The organism is Thermoprotei archaeon (genome assembly GCA_038881895.1).
In the GTDB taxonomy this organism is placed as follows: domain Archaea; phylum Thermoproteota; class Thermoprotei; order Gearchaeales; family WAQG01; genus JAVZOV01.
Genome location: JAVZOV010000001.1, coordinates 218,997 through 243,449 on the forward strand (window position 1 = coordinate 218,997; position 24,453 = coordinate 243,449).

The 24,453-nt window shown below is 35.4% G+C and carries 27 protein-coding genes; 18 read left to right on the forward strand and 9 right to left on the reverse strand.

Features of this window, described 5'->3' with window-relative positions; genetic code table 11:
* The first annotated feature begins 894 nt into the window (after window positions 1-894).
* The 7 genes from QW128_01155 to QW128_01185 all read left to right on the forward strand — a co-directional run bounded on the left by QW128_01155 (window position 895) and on the right by QW128_01185 (window position 6,781).
* Window positions 895-1,848, forward strand: coding sequence for a CorA family divalent cation transporter (locus tag QW128_01155; protein MEM3832193.1), 954 nt, complete (start codon window positions 895-897; stop codon window positions 1,846-1,848).
* A gap of 190 nt (window positions 1,849-2,038) precedes the next feature.
* A complete protein-coding gene (locus QW128_01160) occupies window positions 2,039-2,884 on the forward strand; it encodes a M55 family metallopeptidase (GenBank protein ID MEM3832194.1) in 846 nt (281 codons plus the stop codon).
* Window positions 2,885-2,978: 94 nt separating this feature from the next.
* A complete protein-coding gene (locus QW128_01165; protein ID MEM3832195.1) occupies window positions 2,979-4,322 on the forward strand; it encodes a glutamine synthetase family protein in 1,344 nt (447 codons plus the stop codon).
* A 71-nt stretch (window positions 4,323-4,393) separates the two neighbouring features.
* Window positions 4,394-5,362, forward strand: coding sequence for a pyridoxal 5'-phosphate synthase lyase subunit PdxS (pdxS, locus tag QW128_01170; protein MEM3832196.1), 969 nt, complete (start codon window positions 4,394-4,396; stop codon window positions 5,360-5,362).
* Window positions 5,359-5,970 (forward strand): pyridoxal 5'-phosphate synthase glutaminase subunit PdxT, encoded by a 612-nt coding sequence (pdxT, locus tag QW128_01175; protein ID MEM3832197.1) that lies wholly within the window; start codon window positions 5,359-5,361, stop codon window positions 5,968-5,970. The genes pdxS and pdxT overlap by 4 nt, the downstream gene beginning before the upstream one ends.
* Before the next feature lie 98 nt (window positions 5,971-6,068).
* On the forward strand, window positions 6,069-6,287 hold the full coding sequence (locus tag QW128_01180) for a hypothetical protein (protein MEM3832198.1): 219 nt from the start codon (window positions 6,069-6,071) through the stop codon (window positions 6,285-6,287).
* A 251-nt stretch (window positions 6,288-6,538) separates the two neighbouring features.
* Entirely contained in the window at window positions 6,539-6,781 is a 243-nt protein-coding gene (locus tag QW128_01185) for a hypothetical protein (GenBank protein ID MEM3832199.1), read from the forward strand.
* 118 nt (window positions 6,782-6,899) lie between these two features.
* Here the strand turns inward: QW128_01185 and QW128_01190 are convergent, their stop codons facing one another.
* Window positions 6,900-7,031, reverse strand: coding sequence for a hypothetical protein (locus QW128_01190; protein ID MEM3832200.1), 132 nt, complete (start codon window positions 7,029-7,031; stop codon window positions 6,900-6,902).
* A 158-nt stretch (window positions 7,032-7,189) separates the two neighbouring features.
* Between QW128_01190 and QW128_01195 the strand changes: the two genes are divergently transcribed.
* Complete coding sequence (locus QW128_01195) at window positions 7,190-8,818, forward strand: fatty acid--CoA ligase (protein MEM3832201.1); 1,629 nt, start codon at window positions 7,190-7,192, stop codon at window positions 8,816-8,818.
* A 16-nt stretch (window positions 8,819-8,834) separates the two neighbouring features.
* Here the strand turns inward: QW128_01195 and QW128_01200 are convergent, their stop codons facing one another.
* The 4 genes from QW128_01200 to QW128_01215 form a co-directional block, all read right to left on the reverse strand.
* The gene (locus QW128_01200) at window positions 8,835-9,050 is read right to left on the reverse strand and encodes a hypothetical protein (GenBank protein MEM3832202.1); all 216 of its coding nucleotides are present in this window, start codon (window positions 9,048-9,050) and stop codon (window positions 8,835-8,837) included.
* A 39-nt stretch (window positions 9,051-9,089) separates the two neighbouring features.
* On the reverse strand, window positions 9,090-10,469 hold the full coding sequence (locus tag QW128_01205) for a hypothetical protein (protein ID MEM3832203.1): 1,380 nt from the start codon (window positions 10,467-10,469) through the stop codon (window positions 9,090-9,092).
* Window positions 10,466-10,690, reverse strand: coding sequence for a hypothetical protein (locus tag QW128_01210; GenBank protein ID MEM3832204.1), 225 nt, complete (start codon window positions 10,688-10,690; stop codon window positions 10,466-10,468). Before QW128_01210 ends, QW128_01205 begins: the two co-directional genes overlap by 4 nt.
* A 367-nt stretch (window positions 10,691-11,057) precedes the next feature.
* Window positions 11,058-12,455 carry a hypothetical protein gene (locus tag QW128_01215; GenBank protein ID MEM3832205.1) on the reverse strand — a complete coding sequence of 466 codons (1,398 nt, stop codon included), beginning with the start codon at window positions 12,453-12,455 and terminating at the stop codon, window positions 11,058-11,060.
* 121 nt (window positions 12,456-12,576) lie between these two features.
* Between QW128_01215 and QW128_01220 the strand changes: the two genes are divergently transcribed.
* The 5 genes from QW128_01220 to hutI all read left to right on the forward strand — a co-directional run bounded on the left by QW128_01220 (window position 12,577) and on the right by hutI (window position 18,799).
* Window positions 12,577-13,407: an ABC transporter ATP-binding protein gene (locus tag QW128_01220; protein MEM3832206.1), complete on the forward strand. Its 831-nt coding sequence runs from the start codon at window positions 12,577-12,579 to the stop codon at window positions 13,405-13,407.
* Window positions 13,408-14,142 (forward strand): ABC transporter permease, encoded by a 735-nt coding sequence (locus QW128_01225; protein ID MEM3832207.1) that lies wholly within the window; start codon window positions 13,408-13,410, stop codon window positions 14,140-14,142. It abuts the gene before it with no gap.
* Between the two features lie 119 nt (window positions 14,143-14,261).
* A complete protein-coding gene (locus tag QW128_01230) occupies window positions 14,262-15,731 on the forward strand; it encodes an aromatic amino acid ammonia-lyase (protein ID MEM3832208.1) in 1,470 nt (489 codons plus the stop codon).
* A gap of 79 nt (window positions 15,732-15,810) precedes the next feature.
* Window positions 15,811-17,535, forward strand: coding sequence for a urocanate hydratase (gene hutU / locus QW128_01235; protein ID MEM3832209.1), 1,725 nt, complete (start codon window positions 15,811-15,813; stop codon window positions 17,533-17,535).
* A 25-nt stretch (window positions 17,536-17,560) separates the two neighbouring features.
* Entirely contained in the window at window positions 17,561-18,799 is a 1,239-nt protein-coding gene (gene hutI / locus QW128_01240) for an imidazolonepropionase (protein ID MEM3832210.1), read from the forward strand.
* Here the strand turns inward: hutI and QW128_01245 are convergent, their stop codons facing one another.
* Together QW128_01245 and QW128_01250 are read right to left on the reverse strand one after the other, a co-directional pair.
* Window positions 18,800-19,681: an arginase family protein gene (locus QW128_01245; protein ID MEM3832211.1), complete on the reverse strand. Its 882-nt coding sequence runs from the start codon at window positions 19,679-19,681 to the stop codon at window positions 18,800-18,802.
* 49 nt (window positions 19,682-19,730) lie between these two features.
* Window positions 19,731-20,399, reverse strand: a complete 669-nt coding sequence (locus tag QW128_01250; protein MEM3832212.1) for a metal-dependent hydrolase — start codon at window positions 20,397-20,399, stop codon at window positions 19,731-19,733.
* Window positions 20,400-20,583: 184 nt separating this feature from the next.
* Here QW128_01250 and QW128_01255 point away from each other — a divergent pair, with 184 nt between their 5' ends.
* Genes QW128_01255 through QW128_01270 form a run of 4 tightly spaced genes read left to right on the forward strand, consistent with a single transcriptional unit; the run spans window position 20,584 to window position 23,038 of the window.
* Window positions 20,584-21,006, forward strand: coding sequence for a PadR family transcriptional regulator (locus QW128_01255; GenBank protein MEM3832213.1), 423 nt, complete (start codon window positions 20,584-20,586; stop codon window positions 21,004-21,006).
* Window positions 20,999-21,997 (forward strand): ATP-binding cassette domain-containing protein, encoded by a 999-nt coding sequence (locus tag QW128_01260; GenBank protein MEM3832214.1) that lies wholly within the window; start codon window positions 20,999-21,001, stop codon window positions 21,995-21,997. The genes QW128_01255 and QW128_01260 overlap by 8 nt, the downstream gene beginning before the upstream one ends.
* On the forward strand, window positions 21,994-22,872 hold the full coding sequence (locus QW128_01265) for an ABC transporter permease (GenBank protein MEM3832215.1): 879 nt from the start codon (window positions 21,994-21,996) through the stop codon (window positions 22,870-22,872). Before QW128_01260 ends, QW128_01265 begins: the two co-directional genes overlap by 4 nt.
* 1 nt (window position 22,873) lies before the next feature.
* Window positions 22,874-23,038 carry a hypothetical protein gene (locus QW128_01270; protein MEM3832216.1) on the forward strand — a complete coding sequence of 55 codons (165 nt, stop codon included), beginning with the start codon at window positions 22,874-22,876 and terminating at the stop codon, window positions 23,036-23,038.
* 24 nt (window positions 23,039-23,062) lie between these two features.
* Here QW128_01270 and QW128_01275 read toward each other — a convergent pair whose 3' ends face one another.
* Together QW128_01275 and QW128_01280 are read right to left on the reverse strand one after the other, a co-directional pair.
* A complete protein-coding gene (locus QW128_01275; GenBank protein ID MEM3832217.1) occupies window positions 23,063-23,566 on the reverse strand; it encodes a DUF996 domain-containing protein in 504 nt (167 codons plus the stop codon).
* A 155-nt stretch (window positions 23,567-23,721) separates the two neighbouring features.
* The gene (locus QW128_01280; protein ID MEM3832218.1) at window positions 23,722-23,886 is read right to left on the reverse strand and encodes a hypothetical protein; all 165 of its coding nucleotides are present in this window, start codon (window positions 23,884-23,886) and stop codon (window positions 23,722-23,724) included.
* Window positions 23,887-23,928: 42 nt separating this feature from the next.
* On the opposite strand from QW128_01280, the gene QW128_01285 reads away from it, so the two are divergent.
* Window positions 23,929-24,111, forward strand: a complete 183-nt coding sequence (locus QW128_01285) for a DUF6114 domain-containing protein (protein ID MEM3832219.1) — start codon at window positions 23,929-23,931, stop codon at window positions 24,109-24,111.
* Window positions 24,112-24,453: the final 342 nt, after the last annotated feature.

The following is a 24,453-nucleotide window of genomic DNA, read 5'->3' on the forward strand; positions in this document are numbered from 1 at the left end:
AAGATAACGGGGATAAATGGAAATCTCTTAATTTTGAGCTGCCACAACCGGCCACGGGCACTACAGGATTTGCTTGTTTAAAACGAAGATGAGGTGATTTATTCGACCACAGAGATTTATCTAATAAATCTGAAACAGCCCAGAGCTACAAGAATAGCAAAAGGTATTCCAATGACTAGAAGAGTCATGATTGTGGAGGCATAGAATCATAATTACAAAATAATGAAATATTTTATTTTGGTACTGCCCTTAAGAACTTTAACTTTATCATTTTTATAACTTTGTGAATCATCATCATGCAAGGATGAATGTGCGGCAGGAAAATGCTAATTATTTAGGGTTGGACAGCAGCTCCCAAATAGATAGATTTTTATAGATGTTTAGTGTATTAAAGAATGCATGAACGTGCCCGATATGTGGTGGTAAATTGGCACCGAATGGGCACGTCTAAACATGCTCAGGATGAGGGGAGCCCCGTTGCCCCAGAAAGCCCTCTATGAAATTGAGAGGGAAGGGACGAAAGTCCATGAATCCCACAACGGTACCCAGAAAGCTTAGAGCTTTAGGCTCTGGAATGTGCAAAAGTTTAAACATAATGTTAACCCACTAAATTTGTTCCCATACAAAACGCATGTATAAACATAGCTCATAAGATAACGAGAGGCATGGGATGGCGGGGATGTGAGCATCACAAACCAGCAGATGAGGGAACGGGCGTAAAGCCCATCCTAAACGCTATTAGTCGTGGAGTAACTCGCTTGCTCATCGGGTTTACGTTTAAGGTTTTCGGTAGAGGATTATGTGATGTTTTTAGATCATTTGGGGTTTGATGTTTTTCTTTTTATTGTGGTTTTCAGTAAGTTTATTTAATTTTAGTGATTTTATAGTTTAGTTATGAGAATTACATATATTGTTTATGATGGTAAGAAGATAGAGGAGAAAGAGTGCAAGGAAGCTATGAAGAAAGATGTTAGGGATAAGTGTTTAATAATGGTTTATGTAGAAAGTGTTGATGAAATGTTTGCCTCACTGGATCAGTTAAATATTGGTAATGTGTCGGTAAAGTTGTCTAAGGATGATATAGAAAGATCTAGGCTTATTGCTGATGAACAGTTGATACTTACATCACAACTTTTTCGAGTCAAAGGGAGTAAAATGGATTATATGCCGTTATTGGTACTGCTATATAAGAATACAAATACAGTAATTATTATTAGTTTGTCTCAGGAATTTCTCAGTAAAGTTAAGGAGTGTTTGGTAAGGAATGATTATAGAGTTCAGGAACTAGATGTTGATGTTTTGTTTTCTGTTATTATGGGTAAATTGGTTGATGATTATTATGATGTAACTGATTTAATGGATGAACAGATTGATGAATTAGAGGATTTAGTTGTTAAAGAACCTGCTAAGATTAATATGGGAATGCTTAGAGATGTTAGATCAAATTTAGTTGTATTGAGGCGTACATTTTATTTTATGAGGGAACACGTATCATTGCTGCTTGGCAAGGGTATTTATAAACTTTCAACTGAGAGTGAGAGACTTCTTAGAGAATTTTATGAAGATTCTGCTCACCTGATCGAGCTTATTGAATTGCAAAAGGAAAGGTTAGCTGATGTACGTGATTTGCATTTGTCTTCAATATCATTGTCATTAAATATTGTGATGAAAAAGTTGACTGCAATAAACGTGATTGCCTTACCACTTATAATTATTGCGGGAATATATGGCATGAACCTTGAAATACCGGAAGCGCGTTTACCGTATGCCTATCCAGTAATTTTGACTGTAATGATAACATTCGCTATAATATTAGTACTTTTCTTTCGTAAGATTGGTTGGTTTTAAAGAATCCTAAGGTTTCCGTTCTTTTCTATTATAATACAAGCAGTAGGTTTCGCTTTTTGGTGAGAAGCAAAAGTTCCAAACTGGTATTTTGTTGGTTCGTTAAATTGTTCCTCAAGAAGATTTTAGGAGGATTTAAAAATTGTAGAGATAACCTTATAATTCATTTGAATTATAATAAAGAGGATGAAAAATGAAGGCTTATGTATCTGTTGATATGGAAGGAATGCCTGGGATTTTTCATGTGTCTCAGACAGCCCCTAAAGCATTTTTGCATGATGAAGGGCGAAGAATCGTTACAAGAATAACAAAAATTACTGCTGAAACATTGTATCAGAACGGATTTGATGAGATTTATGTGGCAGACTCACACTGGTATATGGGAAGCATAGTTTACGAGGAGATGCCAGAATATGTATATCTCGTACGAGGAAGTTTAAGACCAGTGGACATGGTTTATGGAATAGAGCATGGATTTGATGCAGCATTATTCATAGGGTATCATGCAGCGGCGGGGACTTCTTACGCAATACTTGATCATACATACAGTGGGCAATCGTTTCATGAGATACTTGTGAACAGTATTAAAGCCAGTGAATTCTATATTAATGCTTTGATAGCAGGTGAATACAACGTTCCAGTAATACTTGTAGGTGGTGATGATAAATTAAAGCTTGATGTGCTTGAAAAAGCACCATGGGTTGAGTATGTTGTATTTAAAGAATCCATTACTAGATATTCCTCAATATCACCATCTCTAATAAAAATTGAGAAGAACCTGAAAGAGGGTATCAGAAAAGCCATTTTGAAAATAGGTAAAGAAGCAAAACCTCTTAAAATCAATAATCCAGTAACGTTCACTTTTGTGATGAAGAGTACTGCGTATGCTGATACAGGTGAGCGTATTCCAAATATGGAAAGGGTTGATCCTTACACGTTAAGGTATCGTGCACAAAATGTTGTAGAAGCTTATAAAGTAATGCAAGTACTTGCTAATCTTGTTTCAGCTCTTGAAAGCGAAATAGCAGGGTTACGTTAATGTTTTTATTTTTTGGTTATTCATAGAACAACTTTCGAGTTTAAATAATCGCTTAGAACTAAAAGTTTAAAAACAAAAAGTTTGAATATAATATATGCCAGTAAAAAATAGTATAGAATCGTACAAAGAAGCGATAGATCGTTTAGAAAAATCTGGAATAAAATATTTAAGAGTTGCTGCGGTTGATTTGGCAGGACAGCCAAGAGTTGTAACTATTCATAAGAGTAGTTTAAATGAAGTTATTTATGAGGGGGCTGGAATTGATGGGTCATCAGTGCCAGGGTTTACTGAGATTGAGGAAAGCGATCTAGTAATAAAACCTGATCTGAATACATTGGTGATCGCTCCATGGGACTCACCCCATGTAGCCTGGGTAATAGGAGATATTTACAAACACAACAATGAACCGTTTGAAAAAAATCCAAGATCTATACTTAAAAATACTTTAGGCAGTGTGAAAAAACTAGGTTTAAGAGTGTTAATGGGTGTTGAATTAGAATTCTTTTTAGTTACTGGACCCCAACCTAAACCGTTAGATGACGGATACTATTATTCAGCTGAACCTACAAGAATTGGTGATGAAATCTGTCGTAAAATAGGCGAGTTATTTGACACGTATAATGTGGTAAAGCATCATCATGAGGTAGCACCAGGACAATATGAATTCACACTAGAGGCGAGTGATCCATTAACTATTGCAGATAGGCTCTTTTTAGTTAAAACTGCTTTCAAATTCATGGCAAAAGAAAGAGGAATTACAGCAACTTTTATGCCAAAACCATTTTGGGGAATTAATGGAAGCGGAGCACACATTCACATGAGTCTATGGAGAGGTAATAAAAATCTCTTCTATGAAGATGCTGAAAAAGTATCGAAAGCTGCTGTGAACTTTGTAAGCGGAATATTGGATCACTCACGCGCTCTTTCAGCAATAGTTGCACCGCTAGTAAACTCGTATAAAAGACTCGTGCCAGGTTATGAGGCCCCGGTATACATAGCTTGGGCGTATGGCAACAGATCAGCAATAATAAGAGTGCCAGCGCATTTAGTTAAAAATAAGGTTGAAGCGCATATAGAGTATAGACATCCCGACCCCTCGCTAAATCCATACTTGGCATTAAGTGTTATCATAGCTGCAGGAATTGAGGGAATCAATAGAAAATTGGAATCACAACCTGTTAACGTGAACCTTTATCACTTAAGCAACACTGAAAGAGAGAAGCTTGGTGTGAAAGCATTACCTGTAAACTTAGGTGAGGCAGTAGAGGATCTAACTCATGATTCGTTAGTTAAATCAACTCTAGGTGAAGCTCTTTACGAATCTTTCATCAATCTGAAAAAACGTGAATATGATGATTACATATCATCTGTGGGAAGCTGGGATTCTACAAAATATACAATTACTGAGTGGGAGTATAAGCGTTATCTTAACATATAGACTATCTTTAAGAAAACTTATGCATAAGCTAAATCTTATATATAATTATTTTAACTAAAATCTGAGGTAAAATGATATCACTTGTTCCTGAAGAAATTGGCCCAAAGGGGTTAAAGAAAATCATCATGAATGATATTGAACATGTGCAAGGTTCAACTTTAGTAAAGCGTGGTTTCGCCCATATGTTAAAGCATGGAGTTATAATGGATGTCACTAATATCGAGCAAGCGCAAATAGCTGAAGATGCTGGTGCTGTTTCAGTAATGGTATTAGATAAACTACCCTATGATGTAAGAAAGGAGGGAGGTGTAGCTAGAACTGCTAGTCTTAAGGTTATCGAAAGCATAATGGATCATGTGACGATTCCTGTAATGGCAAAATGTAGAATAGGTCACACATACGAAGCTAGGCTTCTGGAAGCAATAGGTGTTGATATGATAGATGAATCCGAAGTTCTCACTCCTACTGATGAGGAGCGTCATATATGGAAATGGGATTTCACAACACCTTTTGTAAACGGTGCAAGGGACTTGGGGGAATCACTTCGTAGGATCGAAGAAGGGGCTGCAATGATAAGAACTAAAGGTGAGGCTGGAACCGGCAATGTAGCAGAAGCTGTAAGACATATGAGAATAATGAATAACGAGATAAGACGTGTAAAAGCTATTTATGAAGATGGTGACATGCAAGAGCTCATTCGTGTTTCACGAGAATTAAAGGTTAGTTATAAACTAGTAGAAGAAGTTGCACGTCTTGGCAGGCTTCCGGTAGTAAATTTTGCTGCAGGTGGAATAGCAACACCAGCGGATGCTGCATTAATGATGCTGCTCGGAAGTGACGGAGTGTTTGTGGGTTCAGGAATATTCAAATCTTCAGATCCACTGGAAAGAGCTAAAGCTATTGTTTTGGCTGTGACACACTATGATGATCCTGAAATTGTTGCAGAAGCGCAGAGCATGATAGATGAAAGAAAATCCATGATAGGTATGGACATCAAGAAACTAGAACTTCGCATGCAAGAGAGAGGTGCTCAAGCATGAACATTGGAGTTTTAGGATTACAAGGTGATATCGAAGAACACATTTCTGCATTAAAAATAGCTATGGACAAACTAAATATTAAAGGCAAAATAATATGGGTCAAAAAACCTAAAGGCTTAGAGAATCTCAGTGGATTAATTATTCCGGGTGGTGAAAGTACTACAATCGGTTCATTGATGAAACATAATGAATTACTAGAACATATTAGAAACAAGATTGAGACTGAGAACTTGGCTATTTGGGGAACATGCGCAGGTCTTATAATAATGGCAAAGAAAACATATGATAGAACTGTTGGAGAAACAACACAACCGCTGCTTGGAATTATAGACATGGTAGTTGAAAGAAACACCTATGGTCGTCAAAAAGATTCATTCGAGGTAGATCTTAACATACCAGTAATCGGTTCTAAACCATTCAAAGGAGTATTCATAAGAGCGCCCTCAATAAAAGAAGTGGATTCTTCTGTGGAAATACTTGCTACGCTCGATAATAAACCAGTCGCCATTAAACAAGGCATACATATGGGTACTACATTTCATCCAGAACTAACTAATGATACAAGACTTCATGAATATTTCCTAGCAAACATTAAATCCTCTTTTTAATAAAACAGCTTATGTTATCAATTAATTTTATCCCATCAAGAATCATAAATATACGTTATCTTTTTAGACATCTTTCAACTACCATGTTATGATATAAAATGAACAAAGTCATCGTGAAATGGGTTGACAAAATGCAATTTATAGGTGTAGATAAGCATGGACATTCAGTAGTAATAGATTCTGACAGTGAACATGGCGGTGAAAACACCGGATTCAGGCCAATGGAATTATTGTTAATAGCTTTAGGAACATGCACGGGTATGGATTTGACACTCTCCACGGTTGAAGCCGGGAGATTCTCGGTTCCTCAAGGCTAAGCCTTCATCGTACCGAGTTCTGGGCTGTGTCAAACCAGCCCCCGCCATGGACATGTAGTCCATGGCCCGCTTGCTGGAACCATCCCCGCCTCTCTCGGTTCGGAGCCTTATTCCAGCTTTCGGACTTCCGAACCACATGCGAGCGACCCGCTCAAGAAAACATTGTTTAAGCATTTATTTAAGCCTATCGACGATTCATCCCAGAACCGAAGTTCTAGGCTTTCCTGTCGAATTATTTTGTAATCGATATATTGAGGAAAATGAAAAAAGATGTTTATTCTTTAGTAATAAAAGTGCAGGGAGAAAGAGCAGAAGAATATCCCAGATATTATAAACACATTGAAATAATCTATGAAATAACTGGTAGTGGTCTAGATAAAGAAAGCGTTGAAAAGGCCATTAAATTATCTGAAGAAAAATACTGTTCAGCCAGCGCTAATCTTCGTGATAAGAAAAGTGAGATTAAGGGTTCTGAGTTAAGTAGAGATTCATAGTGTTTTATCACCTCTACTCAACCCTTCCCTCTCGATTAGCTCATCGAGGGCTTTCGGGGTGAACCCGACATCCCCACATCTGAAGGTCAACCCCCAGCCCACCCATCCCCATAGGAAGTCATGCTTCCAGAGCAGAGGGGACACTAAAACGTATGAGCAAACCATATTTAAACCTATCTGCTCTGAAAATACTGACAAAGGCAGCTAAACGCTGCCTCTTAGCCTCTTTGAGAGTGTAAAGCTTCTCCATCAAGAAGATATTACGACTTATCTCTATTTAAGTCTATCTATTTTGAAACTGTTTTTTAAGGCAACATACAAGATTATCGAATTAGAACATTAAACTTTTTTAATTAAATTTAGTTAATTTTATAAATTTAGAAAACACTAAAATTATGGCGCATTCTTATGTCCTATTATGAATATCCGTTGCTCATTAAAAAGATTCTAGTCCAGACACTATATAGACAACCACCTACTGAGATCGTTTACAGAGATATTTCAAGGTATAGCTGGATGAAATTTTATGAAAGGATTCAAAGACTTGCTAATGCGTTAGAATCGATAGGCGCTAAAAAAGGTTCAAAAGTAGCTGTGATTGATTTTGATACGCACAGATACTTAGAAGCTTATTTTGCTATTCCTATGATAGGGGCAGTTTTGCATACTGTGAACATACGATTACCACCTGAACAAATACTCTATACAGCAGTTCATGCCGAAGATGATATAGTTCTTGTACGGGATGAATTTTTACCGTTGGTTGAAAAAGTTGCTAGTGCATTACCTACAGTAAAGGCATGGATAATAATGAGTGATACCGGAAGCACGCCTTCAACATCGCTGAAACCAGCATATTACTATGAAGATCTGTTAAATTCCGTTTCATCGCATTATGAGTTTCCAGACTTTGATGAAAACACCGAAGCAACACTTTTTTACACAAGCGGCACGACAGGTCTTCCGAAAGGTGTTCATTTCACTCACAGGCAATTAGTCCTCCATACGCTTGCACTAACATCGATGTTATCATCTTATCCAAGTGTAGTGAATATCACATCAAAAGATGTTATGATGCCACTCGTACCTTTCTTTCATGTTCATTCATGGGGGCTACCCTACACCGCCGCAATGCTTGGAAATAAAATTGTACTGTTAGGACGATATGATCCCAAAATTGCTCTAGAGTTAATTAAAAAAGAAAAGGTAACGTTCTCTCATATGGTTCCTACAATACTTCATATGATACTCAATCATCCAGAAATCGATAACTACAAGGATTATTTAAAGAATTGGAAAGTAGTGATCGGTGGCGCTGCATTACCAAAAACGTTAGCTTTGAAAGCAATGCAATTTGGAATTAAAATAATGGCTGGTTATGGTCTTTCCGAAACTGCACCAGTACTCACTATAGCAAATCCAAGAGAAGATATGCTCGAATGGCCTTCTGAAAAATTAATTGACATAGTCATTAAAACAGGAATACCTATTCCTTTAGTGGAATTGCGTGTGATTGATGCTGAAGGTAAAGATGTTCCAAGGGACAGTAAAACTGTTGGTGAAATTGTTGTCAGAACCCCATGGCTTACTAGAGATTATTATAAAGACCCTGAGAAAACAAAAGAGTTGTGGGCTGGAGGATGGTTGCACACTGGTGATATAGCAGTAATAGATGAATACGGCTACATAAAAATTGTGGACAGAATAAAAGATGTAGTGAAAAGTGGAGGAGAATGGATTTCATCATTAACACTTGAGGATTTAATCGCGTTACATCCAGCAGTATCAGAAGTAGCAGTGATAGGTGCTCCTCATCCAAGATGGGGCGAAAGACCAGTAGCAATCATAGTTGCAAAGAAAGGCATGCAGGTTACAGAGGATGAACTAAAGAAACATCTAGAAAATTATGTAGAATCTGGTAGAATTACCAAATGGTGGATACCAGATAAATTCATATTCGTGAATGAAATACCAAAAACAAGCACTGGAAAAATAGATAAAAAAATTCTTAGAGACCAGTATAAAACACTATTCTAAATACCCTAACCAGAATTTATTTTCTTTTTATTAGTGATATTATGGCTATTATTAGAAAAGCTAATGCTGTAAGAATCTTATCACCACCTGTAATAAACCAAACTATTAAAGCTGCAACTATTGCTGGAAAGAAAAAGATAAATGCACCAATCACTATTATGAGTATCACTCCTATTAAAATTAAGAAAACTGCCAGAACAAAAATTAAGGGTCCGGCTAATATTTCAATCATAATCATTTAATGCAATAACCAATATAAAACTTTTTTGCTTTAATTTTTAGAAGGATATGGAGTTTTTAACCACGTTATGATCGATGCTAACGATGTAATGATTAGACTTCCAAGGGAAGCATAATCAAGCACATGTGGATAAATCATGTTTCTTACTATGAAGAGTAAAATGAATGACAAGAAACCCAGCAGTGTAAGTAATGAAGCTTCACTTTTCGAAAGTCCTCTTAAGATTGCTGTAATTAGTATAGGTGCCAAGTATAATAGAGCTGCAGAACTGGTAACTGCGAGAATGACAACAGGTGCAGTAGTATAGAAAGAAAATATACCTACAATCACACTTATTCCCAGCACTGCCCTCCTTCCTAGTTTCACATTACCTTTTCCAATGAGATCTACATCTATTATTGAAGCTAAAGTCAGTAATATTGCATCATATGTAGATAATGCTGCAGCCCATACTGCTAAAGCTATTGCTAGCTGAAGACTTATTGGAAGATTAGACATGATCATGGGTGTAATCATGTTCGGATCTTTTGTTTGAAAATTAAACAAACCAGCTCCTCCAAGACCGGTAAGAACCATTACTATAGTTAGTATAAAACCTGCCATTAAGAAAAGAATTGTTCCTTTAGCTAGGTTTTTTTCACTCTTAGCAACATACAGCTTCTGGAGAACTTGTGGATTCGTTAATGCAAAGAAAACCCATGGCACAGTTAATGAAAGAAAACGCTCAAATGTCCAAAACGATAACCCACCAGGAACTGTATGAAGTTGAATAGGCGTGGAAAAAACCCCTCGAAATACTGACGCAAGAAACATCAGAGAGACCAAAAGAAAGTACGCTCCCTGCGTAATATCAGTATAAACAATACCTCTCAGACCTCCAAAATATGTGTAAACAAATACTGTAAGAATAGTTGCTAATATTGATATTTCTCTTGGAATACCTAGAATACTCAAGATTACCGCAGGTCCTATTACTTGAACACTCATGTAGGGTATAAGAAATGCCAGATATGAAATGCTTACAATATACCTGGCTAACTTTGAACCATTTTCTAAATAAATAAGCTGTGTAGGTGTTATTACATTTAACTTCTTTGCCTTTCTGTACACTGGAATTGAGAAAAGACTTAGGATAGTTGCTGTTCCCATAAGGTATGTGAGTTCGAATCCCAGCGAACCAACACCATAAAAATATGAATAACCCACAAGTCCTATGAACATGAAAGCGCTATAGGTCGTACCAAAATATGTAAAGAAATAATACAAAGTATTCAACGTTCTATTAGCCAAATAAAATTCTTCTGCAGACTTTAATGCACCCTTCCTTCTAGCATATACTCCAAGACCTAACATAATCATTATAAACATCACTAAAGATACTCCAGATAATACTGACGTTTCTTCACTCATCTAACTTCACCTCTAAGGTATAAATAAGAGAGCATGATAGCTATAATAACCAAAAGAGACCAATAAGCAAAGAGTATCCAAGAACTTGATATTGGTACTATGTACGGTATTAGTATTGAAAGTAATATTACTAAGATAAACGCTAAAGAATACATTCTACGTCTTAAAGGTTTTACTAAACGTGTGTTTATTGATACTTTAGGGTCATCTCCAGTGCCCATATTAATCCAGTAAATTAAAAACTTGATTATAATAAAAAATAACTAAAGAGGCAATTTTGTCATATAAAAAGACAATAAAGAAAAAATTTTGTACAACAAAAATAAGTCTAGAAACTTGCAGTCGTAGATCATTACTTCTGAAAAATTGTCCTCTAGAGCGTGGATGAATTGTTGATAAGCTTAGTCAACCGTTGGTATTTTAATTTGAGCGAGGCGCCCGGATGTGGTCTAGATGTTTTCTAGACCAAATATATTAAAGTAGGCCAAGCTTGTCTCCATAGCAAGGGCTGGATTGATGCACCCCAACTCGGTATGATGAAATGCTAGATCGAAAAACCGGAATCTTCACACTAGAACAGAGAGAGTATTAAATTTGGAACTTATTTCTTTTTATGTAATCAATTATGAGAGGTATAGTATTTATAATTATAAATATATAAAGTATTATAGTTAGTATCAGTGAATAGATGACATAATAAACCTGATCAAAAACTCTTAGAGTTAATTTATCAATTAAATTCATTAACATTTCATTTCTAAATTGTGGTTGAATATGAACATGAAACCAAAAGCTCGTGGGAAACATGATAGGCCAGAATCCTGATAAGATGACAAGTATTATACTAATTAACCTAAGTTTTTTCTCTTTCCTAATTATGAGTAATGAGAGAAGTCCTATTAAAGGAACTAGATATTGGTGATTTACTCTCCAATAAGTAGCAATGAATGATGTATACCCGAACGAGAGAGCCTTTAATGAGTCTTTAGAGGAATATGAAGATATTAATGAGAAAGTAAAGAGGACAATAAATGGTATAAACCATAATCTTATTATTGTGAGACGTACAGAACTTGGTAATGGTACCGAGACCCCAAATGTTTCTAAATCATTATAATAGGTCATGAGACTTGAAACACCATTAAAACTGTAAACGATTGGTTCAGTGTAGCCAGGTTTATTTTCAGGATTAAAAAAGATTCTGAGTATCGCATATAGTGCATTAGTATCAAATATAATAAACGGTAGCAAAATTACGGTGAAAGTTATTGCTACGCTTATTAGAAAATTGATGATCTTATGAGTGTTCAATGTTGAGAGTAAATAAATGAAGAAAGGAACAAATAGTATCCACATAGTTTGCTTAGTTGCTAATGCAAAGCCCATGAATATTCCTGAAATTACTGTGCTCCTTTTCATAAAAACTAATGAGAAAAGAAGAAAAGCGAATGCAACTTGATCAAACATACCATAGATTGCAGAAATATAAATCACCATTGGATTTAAATAATAAAACATGGAAATCAAAAATCCTTTACGACCTTTTCCAGCAAGAAAATAAAGTAGTATTGCGATAATGACATCAAACAGCACGAAGATACTTTTGACAGATATGATCCACGCAGGATCGACATATACATTATAATTAGGATATCTTTCTATAATCACTAAACCTGTATTCACGAAAACAGTATTGTTAATATTTTCGATTATAACATCTGTAGACCCGCCAGAAATTAATCTTGCTATGGTGAACAAAAATATTGGTAAAGGAGGATAAACATAAGCCCACGGGTATGGCAAACCTTCATTGCTATAATTTAACTCATTCGCATAAGAATAAAAATTAAAACCATGTCTAAGAAACGTATTAGCAAAACCATAAAATTGAGGTATATCAGAGCCTGAGGAATAAGGCATAAAAATAATCCTTACTATTAAACCAGTGATGATCATTACTACTAATAATACTTTATTTACGTTCATGCTAATCATGATACATTAGACAAAATTTATAAACCTACACATTAGAACACCATTTATTTTTGTGAATAGTTAACTTTTAACAATAGTTAAAACTTATTTACTTAATAAAAGTTTAAAGTTTGTGATCGATGTAAAAAACCTTACAAAAATATATGGAAATAAAATAGTGGCGCTAGATAATGTTACTTTTTCCTCTTCTGCTAATACAGTATGTTTGCTTGGAAGAAATGGTGCGGGTAAAACAACTTTACTAAGAATACTTTCAACACAACTATTACCAACATCAGGAATAGCAGAAATAGAGGGCTATGATGTAGTCAAAGAGCCTGATAAGATAAGAAAGATAATAGCCAGCATACCTCAAGAATCTAGACCGATTGGTATTGCTAACCCTTTAGAGCATGTAGTTATGTATTTGACAGCAAGAGGGTATTCCCTTAAAGATGCTTTTAGCGTTGCAAGGAGAAGTTTAAAAGAGGTCGGATTATGGGATGTTGCTACAATACCTACTGATGAACTTTCTGGTGGCATGAAAAGGAAAGTTTTTGTTGCTATGGCTATAGCTTCCAATGCAGAAGTTGTTTTGTTAGATGAACCAACTTTAGGATTGGACCCTATCTCTCGATTAGAAGTCTGGTCCATACTAAAACATCTAAATTCTAAACTCATATTAACTACACATTATATGGAAGAAGCCAAAGAACTCGCTCAGGAAATTATTGTTATCCACAAAGGAAAAATTGTAGCAAAAGGAACAATTAACGAATTATTAAAGCCGTTTGATGGTAAAGTAAGAGTGGAAAGCAGCAGTGGAGATTATAAAATAGGGAGCAGCTATATAAGTTATGTTACTGTCGATAAAGCTAAAGAATTCATTGGAAAAGATAATGTAGTAATCAAAACAATTACTTTGGAAGACTTGCTCATAATAAACGGAATGGAGGCTGATTAGATGGCTTACAGCAGAATAAGATTCATAATTACGTTCGCATGGTTCTATGGCTACTCAAGCCTTAAACGAGGATACGTCTATGTAGCAACCTATATGATAACGCCTCTTTCAGTACTATTTCTAATCTATGTAATTTCTAGGGGTGAACTACTTCCATACGCCATACTTGGAGGATTACTCTCAGTTATAACGATGAACTCACTCTCACTGGTAGCTGATGTAACATTTCTAAGACTTGAATTAAAATTACAAGATTTGTTAGTGTCCACGTTCGTAAAACCATTGGATTATCTGATGGGACATATGCTAAGTAACTTAATCTTTTCTGTACCTGGTATACTAGTATACATTTTACTTGGGATATTTTACGGAATGTTCGATTCTATAAAAGTTTTATGGCTTATCTTTACACTAACACCACTTCTTATCTCATCTTCAGCTTTAGCATTTTTCATATCAACGTTTATACCTCACGTCAGACATTCATGGGGGGTTGCAAGTTTCCTTTCAATAATTTTCACAATAATTCCACCCCTTTATTATCCAGCAAATTTAATTCCTGTAACATTTCTTTACCCCTTAATGATCTCCCCGTCAACATCAGCAGCCTTAATCCTACAATCCGTATTTGAACTCTACAAAACAGATATCATAGCTAACTATACAATTCTGATAGTTGAGACTATATTATACTTATTACTAGCACTCAAATTTTCACGATGGCGTTCAGTTTAAGAATACAAGCTCTTGTTCTTGACAGTTTTTCTAACCTCAATATTACATGAAGGTGGAAATCACATTTTAAGCCCAATATTTAATAGGATACAAATATAAATTTAAGTTAGGTGTTATGAATGATTATGATAGGTAATGAATTAGGGATTCGTGATATTATTAATGTATCTCGAAAATTAGAGAAAGTTTCATTAAGCGAAGACGCTCGAAATAAGATTAGAAGATCTCGAAGGATTCTTGAGCAATTGATATCATCCAATGTGAAAATCTATGGTGTAAATACAGGACTTGGTGAATTATACAATGTCTCTGTAAAACCTGATGATATTGTTAATGAATCAATTAACTTATTAATCGAACACGCAATGGGTATTGGTGAATCAGCTCCAAAGGATTGGGTTAGAGCCACTATATTAATTCGTGCACATCAACTTTCCTTAGGATACAGTGGGGTTAGAGAAACCATAGTTGATCAGTTGCTAGAATTTCTTAATAAGAACGTGATACCTGTTGTGCCTAAATACGGCAGTGTAGGAGCCAGTGGAGACCTTGCACCACTATCTCATATAGCACTGGCATTAGTTGGCAAAGGTTATGTTCAAATTAGTAACTCAATAACAACTTCTGAAGAAGCACTAAAAAAATTAGGAATAGAACCGTTAAAACTTAGCTACAAAGAAGCAATATCTCTAATAAACGGAACAAGCTACAGCGCAGGAGTATCAATACTAGGCTTATATGACTCTCTAGAACTAGTCAAAGCATTCATAGCAATATTCACTTTAATACTAGACTCCATCAACACAAACATATCACCATGCACGACTATCGTAAACTCAATAAAAAAGCATAAAGGACAATTGGCAGTAGCCAAAACAATAGAGAAAATGTTAAAGGATAAAGAAATTAACATTATTAATCGTGTGCAAGATCCGTATTCGATAAGATGTATACCACAAATAGTTGGACCTATTTTAGATTCTTTACTATGGAGTATAAGCAACGTCATAAACGAGATTAACTCAGCCAGTGATAACCCAGTAATCATTAATAGTAGTTCTCATAGCTCATGTCACTTTCACGGAGAATACATAGCATTATCAACAGATCTAGCCAACGAATCGATGACAATACTAGGCAACTTAATCGAAAGACTCATAACACAATTGCTCAGAGCCGACATAAACAAGATCAGTAATTATCTTGCCAAAAGTCCATCAAGCGTTGGTTACATGATCACACAATATACTGCCGCATCTTTAACTAGTAAACTTAGAGAATTAGCAGTACCATCAACAATACATAACATACCAACAAGTGGGGTTCAAGAAGATGTAAATTCCATGAGCGCCAACTCTGCAGTAAAACTCCATGAAGTAAACCTAATAATCAGCCAACTAATCTCAATATTAGCACTGATTACCTATTTAATATCAAAAGACAAAAAACTAACAGCACAAACACAAAAAATATATGAAACAATAAAAGCCTCTGTGGAAAACGCACACACCTTTCAAGATACAATTAAAAAATTAGGTAATGTGACAAGTGAATTAGCAGAAATGATACAATTAGAAAATGTTCCATGAGGTATTACATCAACTCACAGGATGAAAATTAAAGAAAAAAATATTTGGATTGTTGAATGTAGTTATATGTGAGTTATTTATGTTAAAAACTAAATTATTGCGAAGATATGAGATTACTGATCTTATTAATGAAGGTTATTATAATCCTCAGACAAAAATCGTAAAAGTTATTAAAGGTTCTGAACTTCATACTAAGAATTGGCAAATTGAGGGCGCGCTGCGCATGCTTTTTAATGTTCTTGATCCTGATGTGGCAAAAGATCCTAAAAATTTGATAGTATATGGAGGCACTGGTAAAGCAGCCAGAAGCTGGGAAGATTTTGAGATAATAGTAGAAGTCCTCCTTAATTTAAGAGAGGATGAAACACTTTTGATACAAAGTGGACGAGCTGTCGGCGTTTTCAAGACACACAAGTATGCTCCTCGAGTTTTAATGGCTAACGCATTACTGGTTCCAAAATGGGCTACTTGGGAATACTTTAGAGAGTTAGAGGCGAAAGGTCTTACAATGTTCGGGCAGATGACTGCTGGCAGTTGGAATTATATAGGAACGCAAGGCATATTACAAGGAACATATGAAACGTTTGCCGCAGTGGCAAGAACACACTTTAATGGAAGCTTAGAAGGGCGCTTCGTTCTCACAGCTGGTTTAGGTGAGATGGGGGGTGCTCAACCACTAGCAGTAACAATGAATGGGGGAGTGTTACTTGCAGTTGAAGTTGATAAGAGAATGATAGAGAGAAGGATCGGACTTGGACAACTAGACACATGGACTGATAATTTAGACAGCGCAGTAGATATGGCATTAAAAGCTAAAGAGAAAAAAGAACCTAAAAGTATTGCAATATTAGGAAATGCTGCAGAAGTTTATCCCAAATTAGTAAAGATGAGCATAATCCCTGATGTTGTCACAGACCAGACGCCGGCACATGACCCATTGAGTTATATACCATTAGGAATGAGTATAGAAGAAGCAACGGAGCTTAGGTCTAAGAATCCTAGAGAATATGAAAGAAGAGCAATGGAAAGTATGAAGATACAAGTAGAGGCGATTGTTGAGATGATGAAAAGAGGAGCTATAGTATTTGAGTATGGTAATAATATCAGAAAAATGGCGTACGATGCTGGATTCAAAGATGCATTTGCATATCCCGGTTTTATACCAGCTTATATAAGGCCCATGTTTGAAGAGGGACGAGGCCCCTTTAGATGGACATCGTTAGTAGGTGATCCAAATGATATTTACAAAATAGATGAAATGATACTTAATGAGTTTAATTATAATAAGGAACTCGTAAGATGGATAGAGAAAGCAAGAAAAAACGTGAAATTCCAAGGATTACCTGCAAGAGTCTGCTGGCTAGGTTATGGGGAAAGATCAAAATTTGGACGAATAGTAAACGCGATGGTTAGAAAAGGAGAGTTGGCAGGCCCTATTTGGGTTGGCAGGGATCATTTAGATTCTGGTAGTGTAGCCTCTCCTTATAGGGAGACTGAAGGAATGAAGGATGGTAGTGATGCCATAGCAGATTGGCCAATACTTAATGCACTTTTAAACGCTGTAGCTGGTGCAACGTGGGTTGCCGTACATCATGGTGGTGGCGTCGGAATAGGTTATAGTATACATGCAGGATTAAGCATAGTCCTAGATGGTGATAGAGGAATGGACATCAGAGCTGAAAGAGTTTTTACTACAGACCCTGGATTAGGCATAGTCAGACATGCCATAGCAAATTATGAAAAAGCAAGGCAAATCGCTAAGGAAAAAAAGATAAAAATTCCTTATTTGGATTATAAGAAATAAACATAATAAAAGAGCGTGAAAGAGATTGTCAGATAAGATAGAGGTAGATTTAATAATACATGGAGCATCTCAAATAATTCAAGTTCCAAAACCTGTGAAAGGTTATGCTAATTATTCTAAGTTAGGTTGTATTGAAGATGGTGGAATAGCTATCAATAATGGTAAGATAATAGCTGTAGATCATGATGACATCATATTAAAAAATTATGAGGCAAAAAGATATATTGATGTATCTGGACACACAATCACACCTGGTCTTATTGATCCCCATAATCATCTAATATATGGTGGTTCGCGAGAGGATGAATATGAAGAGATCTTATTAGGCGTATCATATGAAGAAATTATGAAGAGAGGTGGCGGAATAAAGCGAACGATTTATGAAACTTCAAGAACAAGTTCAGAAGACCTTTTAAAGAAGACCATCATGAAGCTCAATCATCTTTTATTAAGTGGTGTGACAACTGTAGAGGCTAAAACAGGTTATGGAGCCACTGTAAAAGATGACGTTGAACACCTCTCAATATTACTTCGTGTCAACAAACAACCTATCGATATTATACCAACAGTCTTAGCACATGTAGTACCACCTGGCATTGAAAAGGACAAGTATATTGAAGAATTCATTACATATTTACTACCCCAAGCAAAACGTTTAGGGGCTAAGTTTGTCGATGTGTTTTGCGAACAAAGTGCGTTTAATGTTAATGAAACCAGAAAAATACTGGAGAGTGGAAAAAACATAGGTTTGGGATTAAGAATACATGCGGATGAATTTTCATGTATAGGTTGCAGTAAGCTCGGTGTCGAATTAGGAGCTTCATCGATAGACCACTTAAACTATACTCCAGAAGAAATAATAGAATTGATAACTAAGAAAGAAATCGTAACTACGTTATCACCTTTAACAGCGTTGTACATAGCTAAAAAAATGCCCAATATTAATGCTTTATTAAAACATGATGCAATAATAGCACTAGCAACCGACCACTCACCAGCAGTAATAAACTTGGATATGATTGAAGTTATCAACCTGGCATCAAGTTATCTATCACTTCCTTCAGGAAATTTGATAGCAGGCGTGACCATAAACGCTGCCAAAAGCCTAGGCATAGAAGATCACATGGGATCATTAAAACCGGGAACTAATGCAGATATAGTTATCTGGAAGATCCCAAATTATAGGTGGTTTGGATACTTACGAATACGAAATCCAATACATACAGTCATTAAAAATGGAAAAATATTAGTCACCAACGAGTAATCAACCATACACCATCTTGTATAATATATATGCTGCACTTCGCGTGCAGTAATCTCCAACATCAATAAGGGGGACAACTTCAACAACATCCCCTCCTACAAGCCTCTTTTTTTGAAAAACATGATCCATCACTTTGATTATATCCCATACATCCAAACCACCCGGTGATGGAGAATTAACACCTGTACATTGATCAAGACTATCCATATCCACACTTATGTATAAATTCTCAACACCAGAAAGGACCTTATCAACCTTATCAAAGATAACATCCAGCTCACTCATTTTAAACTCGTCAGACGTTATAAATTCCACTCCTAACTTCTTCGCCTCTTCAAACATGTATGAAGGATTAGAATGATATCTAACTCCAATAATTAAGGGTATAATCTTACCATTTAACTTTTCTAGCAAACTTCTTAAATATGTTCCAGAAGACCAACCCTCTGACAATTTTCTAAGATCAAAATGTGCATCGAAGACCAGAAGACCAATGCGGCCTAATCCAAAACCCTCCATTAACGATTCAACAGTCACAGCAGTTAAACTATGGTCACCACCTATTGTAAAAATTGAATTACAATTCTCACATAATTTTCGAATAGAACTCTTTAATCGTAAAGAAGAAGTTTCAAGATCACCAGGAACCACGTCAACATCGCCCGGATCACACACACGCTTATCACTTAAAGGACTCATAGAATAAAAATAATCCCTTATTTTAGAAGGTGCATAACGAGAACCGGGCCGTCCGGCAGTGGTCCAATCCCAAGGATAACCTATAATGCAAACACAGCCTTTCTCACAAAATGAACGTATAACATCGCCTATCCTAATATCCCTAGGATCCTTAATCATCCTGCTACCAGGTTTCTTGAACATACGAATCACAATATTATCACATGACCAAACAAAATAAACATTAACACTACTAAACATGATATTTATGTTCACGATTATTCTTCGAAACAAAAATAATTGGAACAATAATAAATATAACAAGTAGAACAATCGAGAAAAATACCAACAAATACATTTCAGACATTCTTAAAAAACATATCATGGAAATCAACTGTGCTACAATGTATAAAAGAACATAATAATCATCATTCTTACCAGTTACTATGAAACCACGCGATTTCCTATCATTAAACAATTGAACGCCAGTAACTGTTACTGCATCTCCTAATATGTGAAGGACATAAGATGTAATTATTGAAAAAGGAATGAGAGGATCCATAAAAATTCTAATCAAGCTAATAGTATATACGTTTACAATATTCATAGTTCCCGTGAAGAGATACAAAAAAGCATAAAAAACCCTCCATAAGAATAATACAAAGAACAAAAAAATAATTATGCCCTTTATAGAGTGAGTGATGTGTCTGTGAGCAATACTATCATGAGTAACCTTTGCCACAATGTAAAACGGAATAAGAAAAGTTGTTCTAATTAATTTTTTAAACAACGTACCCTTACTGTGCAAAATATCAAAATCTGGCGCATTTGAAAACAAAATAAAAAACAGTAATGACACAGACAGTACCATCATACTATAACCTACTTTATATAAATATAAGTAAAAAGAAAACGCGCTCATCAGATTAAATAGCAGATGATTTCTTCTAAGCACACTTCAATCACATTATCATGTTTAACTTTCAACTTATATAATCTTATCATGCGTATTAAATATCAAACTTAAGACAGTGCATCTCAATATATTCGTTTTAGTAACAATATCTTTAAATATTTGAATTTCGATATCGATATCGGTGTCGAACATGTGGCATTACATAGCATTTAGACGACGTATAGGAAGAGAAGGAGGATTAAAATTTCTAGTATTATGGATTCTCAGTAAAGATCCAAAGAATGGTGTTGAAATAATAAATGAGATAGAGCGAATGACATGGGGATGGTGGCGCCCATCTCCAGGCTCAATATACCCACTTCTATCAACATTATTAAAAGATGGTTTGATCACTAAATTAGAGAACGGGAAATATAAATTAACCGAGAAAGGTCTAGAAGAGATTACAGAAATATTACCGCTCAGAAAACCTCGTGACGTAGAAGAAATACTCACCGAGATGGAAAGTTATGTATCATACCTAGAAGATATTGGTAAATCGAATCTTACTCCTTATAAATTAAGAATAGAAGATTTAAAAAATAGACTTGGGAGGTTAGTTAGCAATGAGTGAGATAATAAAAGCTATCAACCTAACGAAAGTGTTTGGCTCGTTAGTTGCTGTTGATCATATAAATTTTGAAGTAAAAAAAGGGGAAATATTTGGATTCTTAGGTCCGAATGGTGCGGGCAAAACAACAACCATAAATATGTTAACAACAGTACTAAAACCAACAGAAGGTACTGCAATAATTAATGGATTTGATGTAGTAAAACAACCATCGAAAGTTCGTCAATCAATAGGAGTTGTCCATCAGGAATACACAGCTGACGAAGACCTCACAGGACTAGAAAACATGATATTAATGGCAGATCTTTATGGTATACCAAGAGATGTCGGACGAAAAAGGGCAGAAGAATTACTAAAAATGGTAGAATTAACATCAGCTGCGCACAAAAAAGTCGAAAATTATTCAGGAGGAATGAGAAGACGTTTGGAGGTGGCGATGGGTCTTATAAACAGACCACCAGTACTATTCCTTGATGAACCTACTTTAGGTTTAGATGTGCAAACAAGGGCAGCAATATGGTCGTATATAACTAAGCTAAAAGAACAATATGAAACGACAATGTTCGTAACAACACATTATCTAGAAGAAGCTGACACATACTGTGATAGAGTTGCAATAATTGACAAAGGAAAAATTATACAAATAGGCACACCAAGAGAACTTAAAGAAAGCATAGGCGGTGACGTAATAACAATACAAATAACTAGCGATACAACAACAGCGCTCAAAATAATGAACAACATAGAAGGAATAACAGAGGCAAAAAACATCGGAGAAACTATTAGAATAAAAACGAAAGATGGTAGCTCGGTAGCTCCCAAAATTATTGAAATGCTAAACAAAAATGGTATAAACGTTACAAAAATCTCGATCACAGAGCCAACCATGGATGAAGTCTATATGGAGTATACAGGTAAAAGTCTTAGAGAAGAGCAAGCTAATTGGGAAGAAGCTTTTGCAATGAGGAGAACGCTGAGGAGGGCTAGATCATGAGAGAAGAAAAACAAAACCTGAGTCCATTACATGGAATGTGGGCATTGATAAAAAGAGAACTAAAAAAGTGGTATACAGTTCCCGTCGTATTATTTATATCATTATTCCAACCAATAATATGGCTAGTATTATTTGGTAAATCCATGAACATGAGTTCCTTCTTCACAGGAACTAGCATTAACATACCAGGTCTCAATATACCAAAACAAATAATCGATCAAATTTCTACACAAATATTACAAGCACAATTCGGCACTACCGATTACTTTTCATTTCTAGCAGCTGGAATGCTATCATTTATAGTACTTTTCACAGCGATGGGTAGCGGAATGACAATAGTTTGGGACAGAAGGCTAGGATTTCTAAACAGACTACTCACCACGCCGATACCCAGATCAAGCATAGTAATAAGCAAGGTTGCTTCATCAGTGATAAGATCACTAGTACAAGCCACAATAGTACTATTAGTCGCAGCGCTCTTAGGAATGGAATTTAAAAGTGGAATTACAATACTTGATATAATAGGGGTTTATGCCGCATTATTTTTAATGGCATTTGGATTAGCATCACTATTCATAACACTAGCCATAAGATCCTCAAGTTGGGAATCACAAATGGCAATTATGAACCTACTAAACTTACCACTACTTTTCGCGAGCAACGCTTTTTATCCAACAAAATCAATGCCATCATGGTTACAACCAATAGCAGAAATAAACCCATTAACATACACAAATGATGCAGTTAGACAATTACTAATAGGCACAACAGGCTCACATGCATTATGGTTTGATTACTTATACCTAACAATCTTTACACTAATATTTGCTATAATAGGAACAATACTATCATGGAAATACCTATCAGGTAGCTAGCATGATATTTAACTATATAGCTAAAAATGCTATCTCAAATGCATGTAGAATGATAATGAGAGCAACACTTACAACATTAACTTATATATTACCAGTTCTCACACGGAAAGAAATGGGTTTCACACTGCTAGCAGTAGCATTAGACGAATATAATCATAGTTGTTAATCAGAAATCAGTGAAAAAAATTTATTATGTTGGAGGCGGAGGAGGTTGGGGTGATGGAGGTTGCTCAGGTATCGAGAAAAACGCTATTATCATGAATATTTCCGCTATAAAGATTATGATAAGACCGACAAGTATTATTGTTAATATTGCACCTATGAGATAAAGCGTAGCCGCAGTTTTGAAATGGCCTATATTTAAAAGCTCAGCTATTCGATTAAAACTTTTTCTTAAATATATCGCACTGAGTAGATAAAAAATAAATGCTGCAATTAATGCAATGATTGCTGGTAATAGCAATGTGAACGTAAAAAATAGTGGAAACATGAAGAGTGGTACAAATCCTGCTATACTTCCTATTATGCCAAATATAAGTGCATATAATGCATTATCAAATACCGGTCTCTCATTAGTTACATCAGAAATATTTTTTATGCCAATTAAAACAAGTATTTGCCCTACTACTGGAACAAATAGCATCAATATTGAACCTATTCCACCAAATATTTTCGCATCATGCAATGAAGCCATTACTATCAACAATATATCAACGTCACAAGTATATAAATATTATCATAACAAAAATTATAAATCTAATAATATATCATAAATTAATCAAATTAATTCCCAGAAATATAAGATAACTTATAAAAATTTATCCAATAAACAGTTAAATTTAAATAATATTAATCACAACTTAAATATGCAATGCCAGAAAAACCAACAAGCGCATTCGTTTTATCATTACTGGCAGGAGTGCTCAATTTATTAGGAGGCATAGGAATGCTCTTAGTAGGCTCGTTCATGCCCATATTTGTAACTATTGCTATCTTTATCTCTATCCTTGGCATTTTAAGAATAAATTCGGTATAATCATAATTTATGGATCCATAATGATAAATTCTAGTGAACCAGGTAAAGTCAAAAATGGTAACATAGTTGTTTTAATATTCTCAATATTATCATTAATAACAAGTATGGGCGGTTTTATGATAGGTTTCATATTAGGACTCATAGGAGGAATTCTGGCATTAGCATGGAAACCGCCAACACCACAGCCCCTACCCTCACTATAAAAACAAACACTTTTTTTCTCATAATTTGGCCGCTTCTCATGCTCATCTTGATGGAGAAGGGTGTATGTGCTTGTGAGAGAGACAACTCTGAGAAGCCCAAGAAATACACATGTTCATTCACAACCCAAAACCCAAAGAACATTTTAGCAATACTACACCAGCACTAGATGAAGATTTTGATTGTAAGAACAGAGTAGTTTATGTTGCAATTCTCCCTAGTATTTAAATAGCTTAAACTCATGTCTTAGTAGCGCTCATAAAAGGAATATCAGGACCTCAAAATTCATCCTTTGTATATAAGATATGATGTAGTTTTCATGACTAAGATTGGGTTATGTATGA

Bases quoted from the DNA above. Each gene is read 5' to 3' on its own strand.
- QW128_01155 (MEM3832193.1), top strand. From the start codon at position 895: ATGAGAATTACATATATTGTTTATGATGGTAAGAAGATAGAGGAGAAA.
- QW128_01160 (MEM3832194.1), top strand. From the start codon at position 2,039: ATGAAGGCTTATGTATCTGTTGATATGGAAGGAATGCCTGGGATTTTT.
- QW128_01165 (MEM3832195.1), top strand. From the start codon at position 2,979: ATGCCAGTAAAAAATAGTATAGAATCGTACAAAGAAGCGATAGATCGT.
- pdxS (MEM3832196.1), top strand. From the start codon at position 4,394: ATGATATCACTTGTTCCTGAAGAAATTGGCCCAAAGGGGTTAAAGAAA.
- pdxT (MEM3832197.1), top strand. From the start codon at position 5,359: ATGAACATTGGAGTTTTAGGATTACAAGGTGATATCGAAGAACACATT.
- QW128_01180 (MEM3832198.1), top strand. From the start codon at position 6,069: ATGAACAAAGTCATCGTGAAATGGGTTGACAAAATGCAATTTATAGGT.
- QW128_01190 (MEM3832200.1), bottom strand. From the start codon at position 7,031: ATGGAGAAGCTTTACACTCTCAAAGAGGCTAAGAGGCAGCGTTTAGCT.
- QW128_01195 (MEM3832201.1), top strand. From the start codon at position 7,190: ATGTCCTATTATGAATATCCGTTGCTCATTAAAAAGATTCTAGTCCAG.
- QW128_01200 (MEM3832202.1), bottom strand. From the start codon at position 9,050: ATGATTGAAATATTAGCCGGACCCTTAATTTTTGTTCTGGCAGTTTTC.
- QW128_01205 (MEM3832203.1), bottom strand. From the start codon at position 10,469: ATGAGTGAAGAAACGTCAGTATTATCTGGAGTATCTTTAGTGATGTTT.
- QW128_01210 (MEM3832204.1), bottom strand. From the start codon at position 10,690: ATGGGCACTGGAGATGACCCTAAAGTATCAATAAACACACGTTTAGTA.
- QW128_01215 (MEM3832205.1), bottom strand. From the start codon at position 12,455: ATGAACGTAAATAAAGTATTATTAGTAGTAATGATCATCACTGGTTTA.
- QW128_01225 (MEM3832207.1), top strand. From the start codon at position 13,408: ATGGCTTACAGCAGAATAAGATTCATAATTACGTTCGCATGGTTCTAT.
- QW128_01230 (MEM3832208.1), top strand. From the start codon at position 14,262: ATGATTATGATAGGTAATGAATTAGGGATTCGTGATATTATTAATGTA.
- hutU (MEM3832209.1), top strand. From the start codon at position 15,811: ATGTTAAAAACTAAATTATTGCGAAGATATGAGATTACTGATCTTATT.
- QW128_01245 (MEM3832211.1), bottom strand. From the start codon at position 19,681: ATGTTCAAGAAACCTGGTAGCAGGATGATTAAGGATCCTAGGGATATT.
- QW128_01250 (MEM3832212.1), bottom strand. From the start codon at position 20,399: ATGAGCGCGTTTTCTTTTTACTTATATTTATATAAAGTAGGTTATAGT.
- QW128_01255 (MEM3832213.1), top strand. From the start codon at position 20,584: ATGTGGCATTACATAGCATTTAGACGACGTATAGGAAGAGAAGGAGGA.
- QW128_01260 (MEM3832214.1), top strand. From the start codon at position 20,999: ATGAGTGAGATAATAAAAGCTATCAACCTAACGAAAGTGTTTGGCTCG.
- QW128_01265 (MEM3832215.1), top strand. From the start codon at position 21,994: ATGAGAGAAGAAAAACAAAACCTGAGTCCATTACATGGAATGTGGGCA.
- QW128_01270 (MEM3832216.1), top strand. From the start codon at position 22,874: ATGATATTTAACTATATAGCTAAAAATGCTATCTCAAATGCATGTAGA.
- QW128_01275 (MEM3832217.1), bottom strand. From the start codon at position 23,566: ATGGCTTCATTGCATGATGCGAAAATATTTGGTGGAATAGGTTCAATA.
- QW128_01280 (MEM3832218.1), bottom strand. From the start codon at position 23,886: ATGCCAAGGATAGAGATAAAGATAGCAATAGTTACAAATATGGGCATG.
- QW128_01285 (MEM3832219.1), top strand. From the start codon at position 23,929: ATGATAAATTCTAGTGAACCAGGTAAAGTCAAAAATGGTAACATAGTT.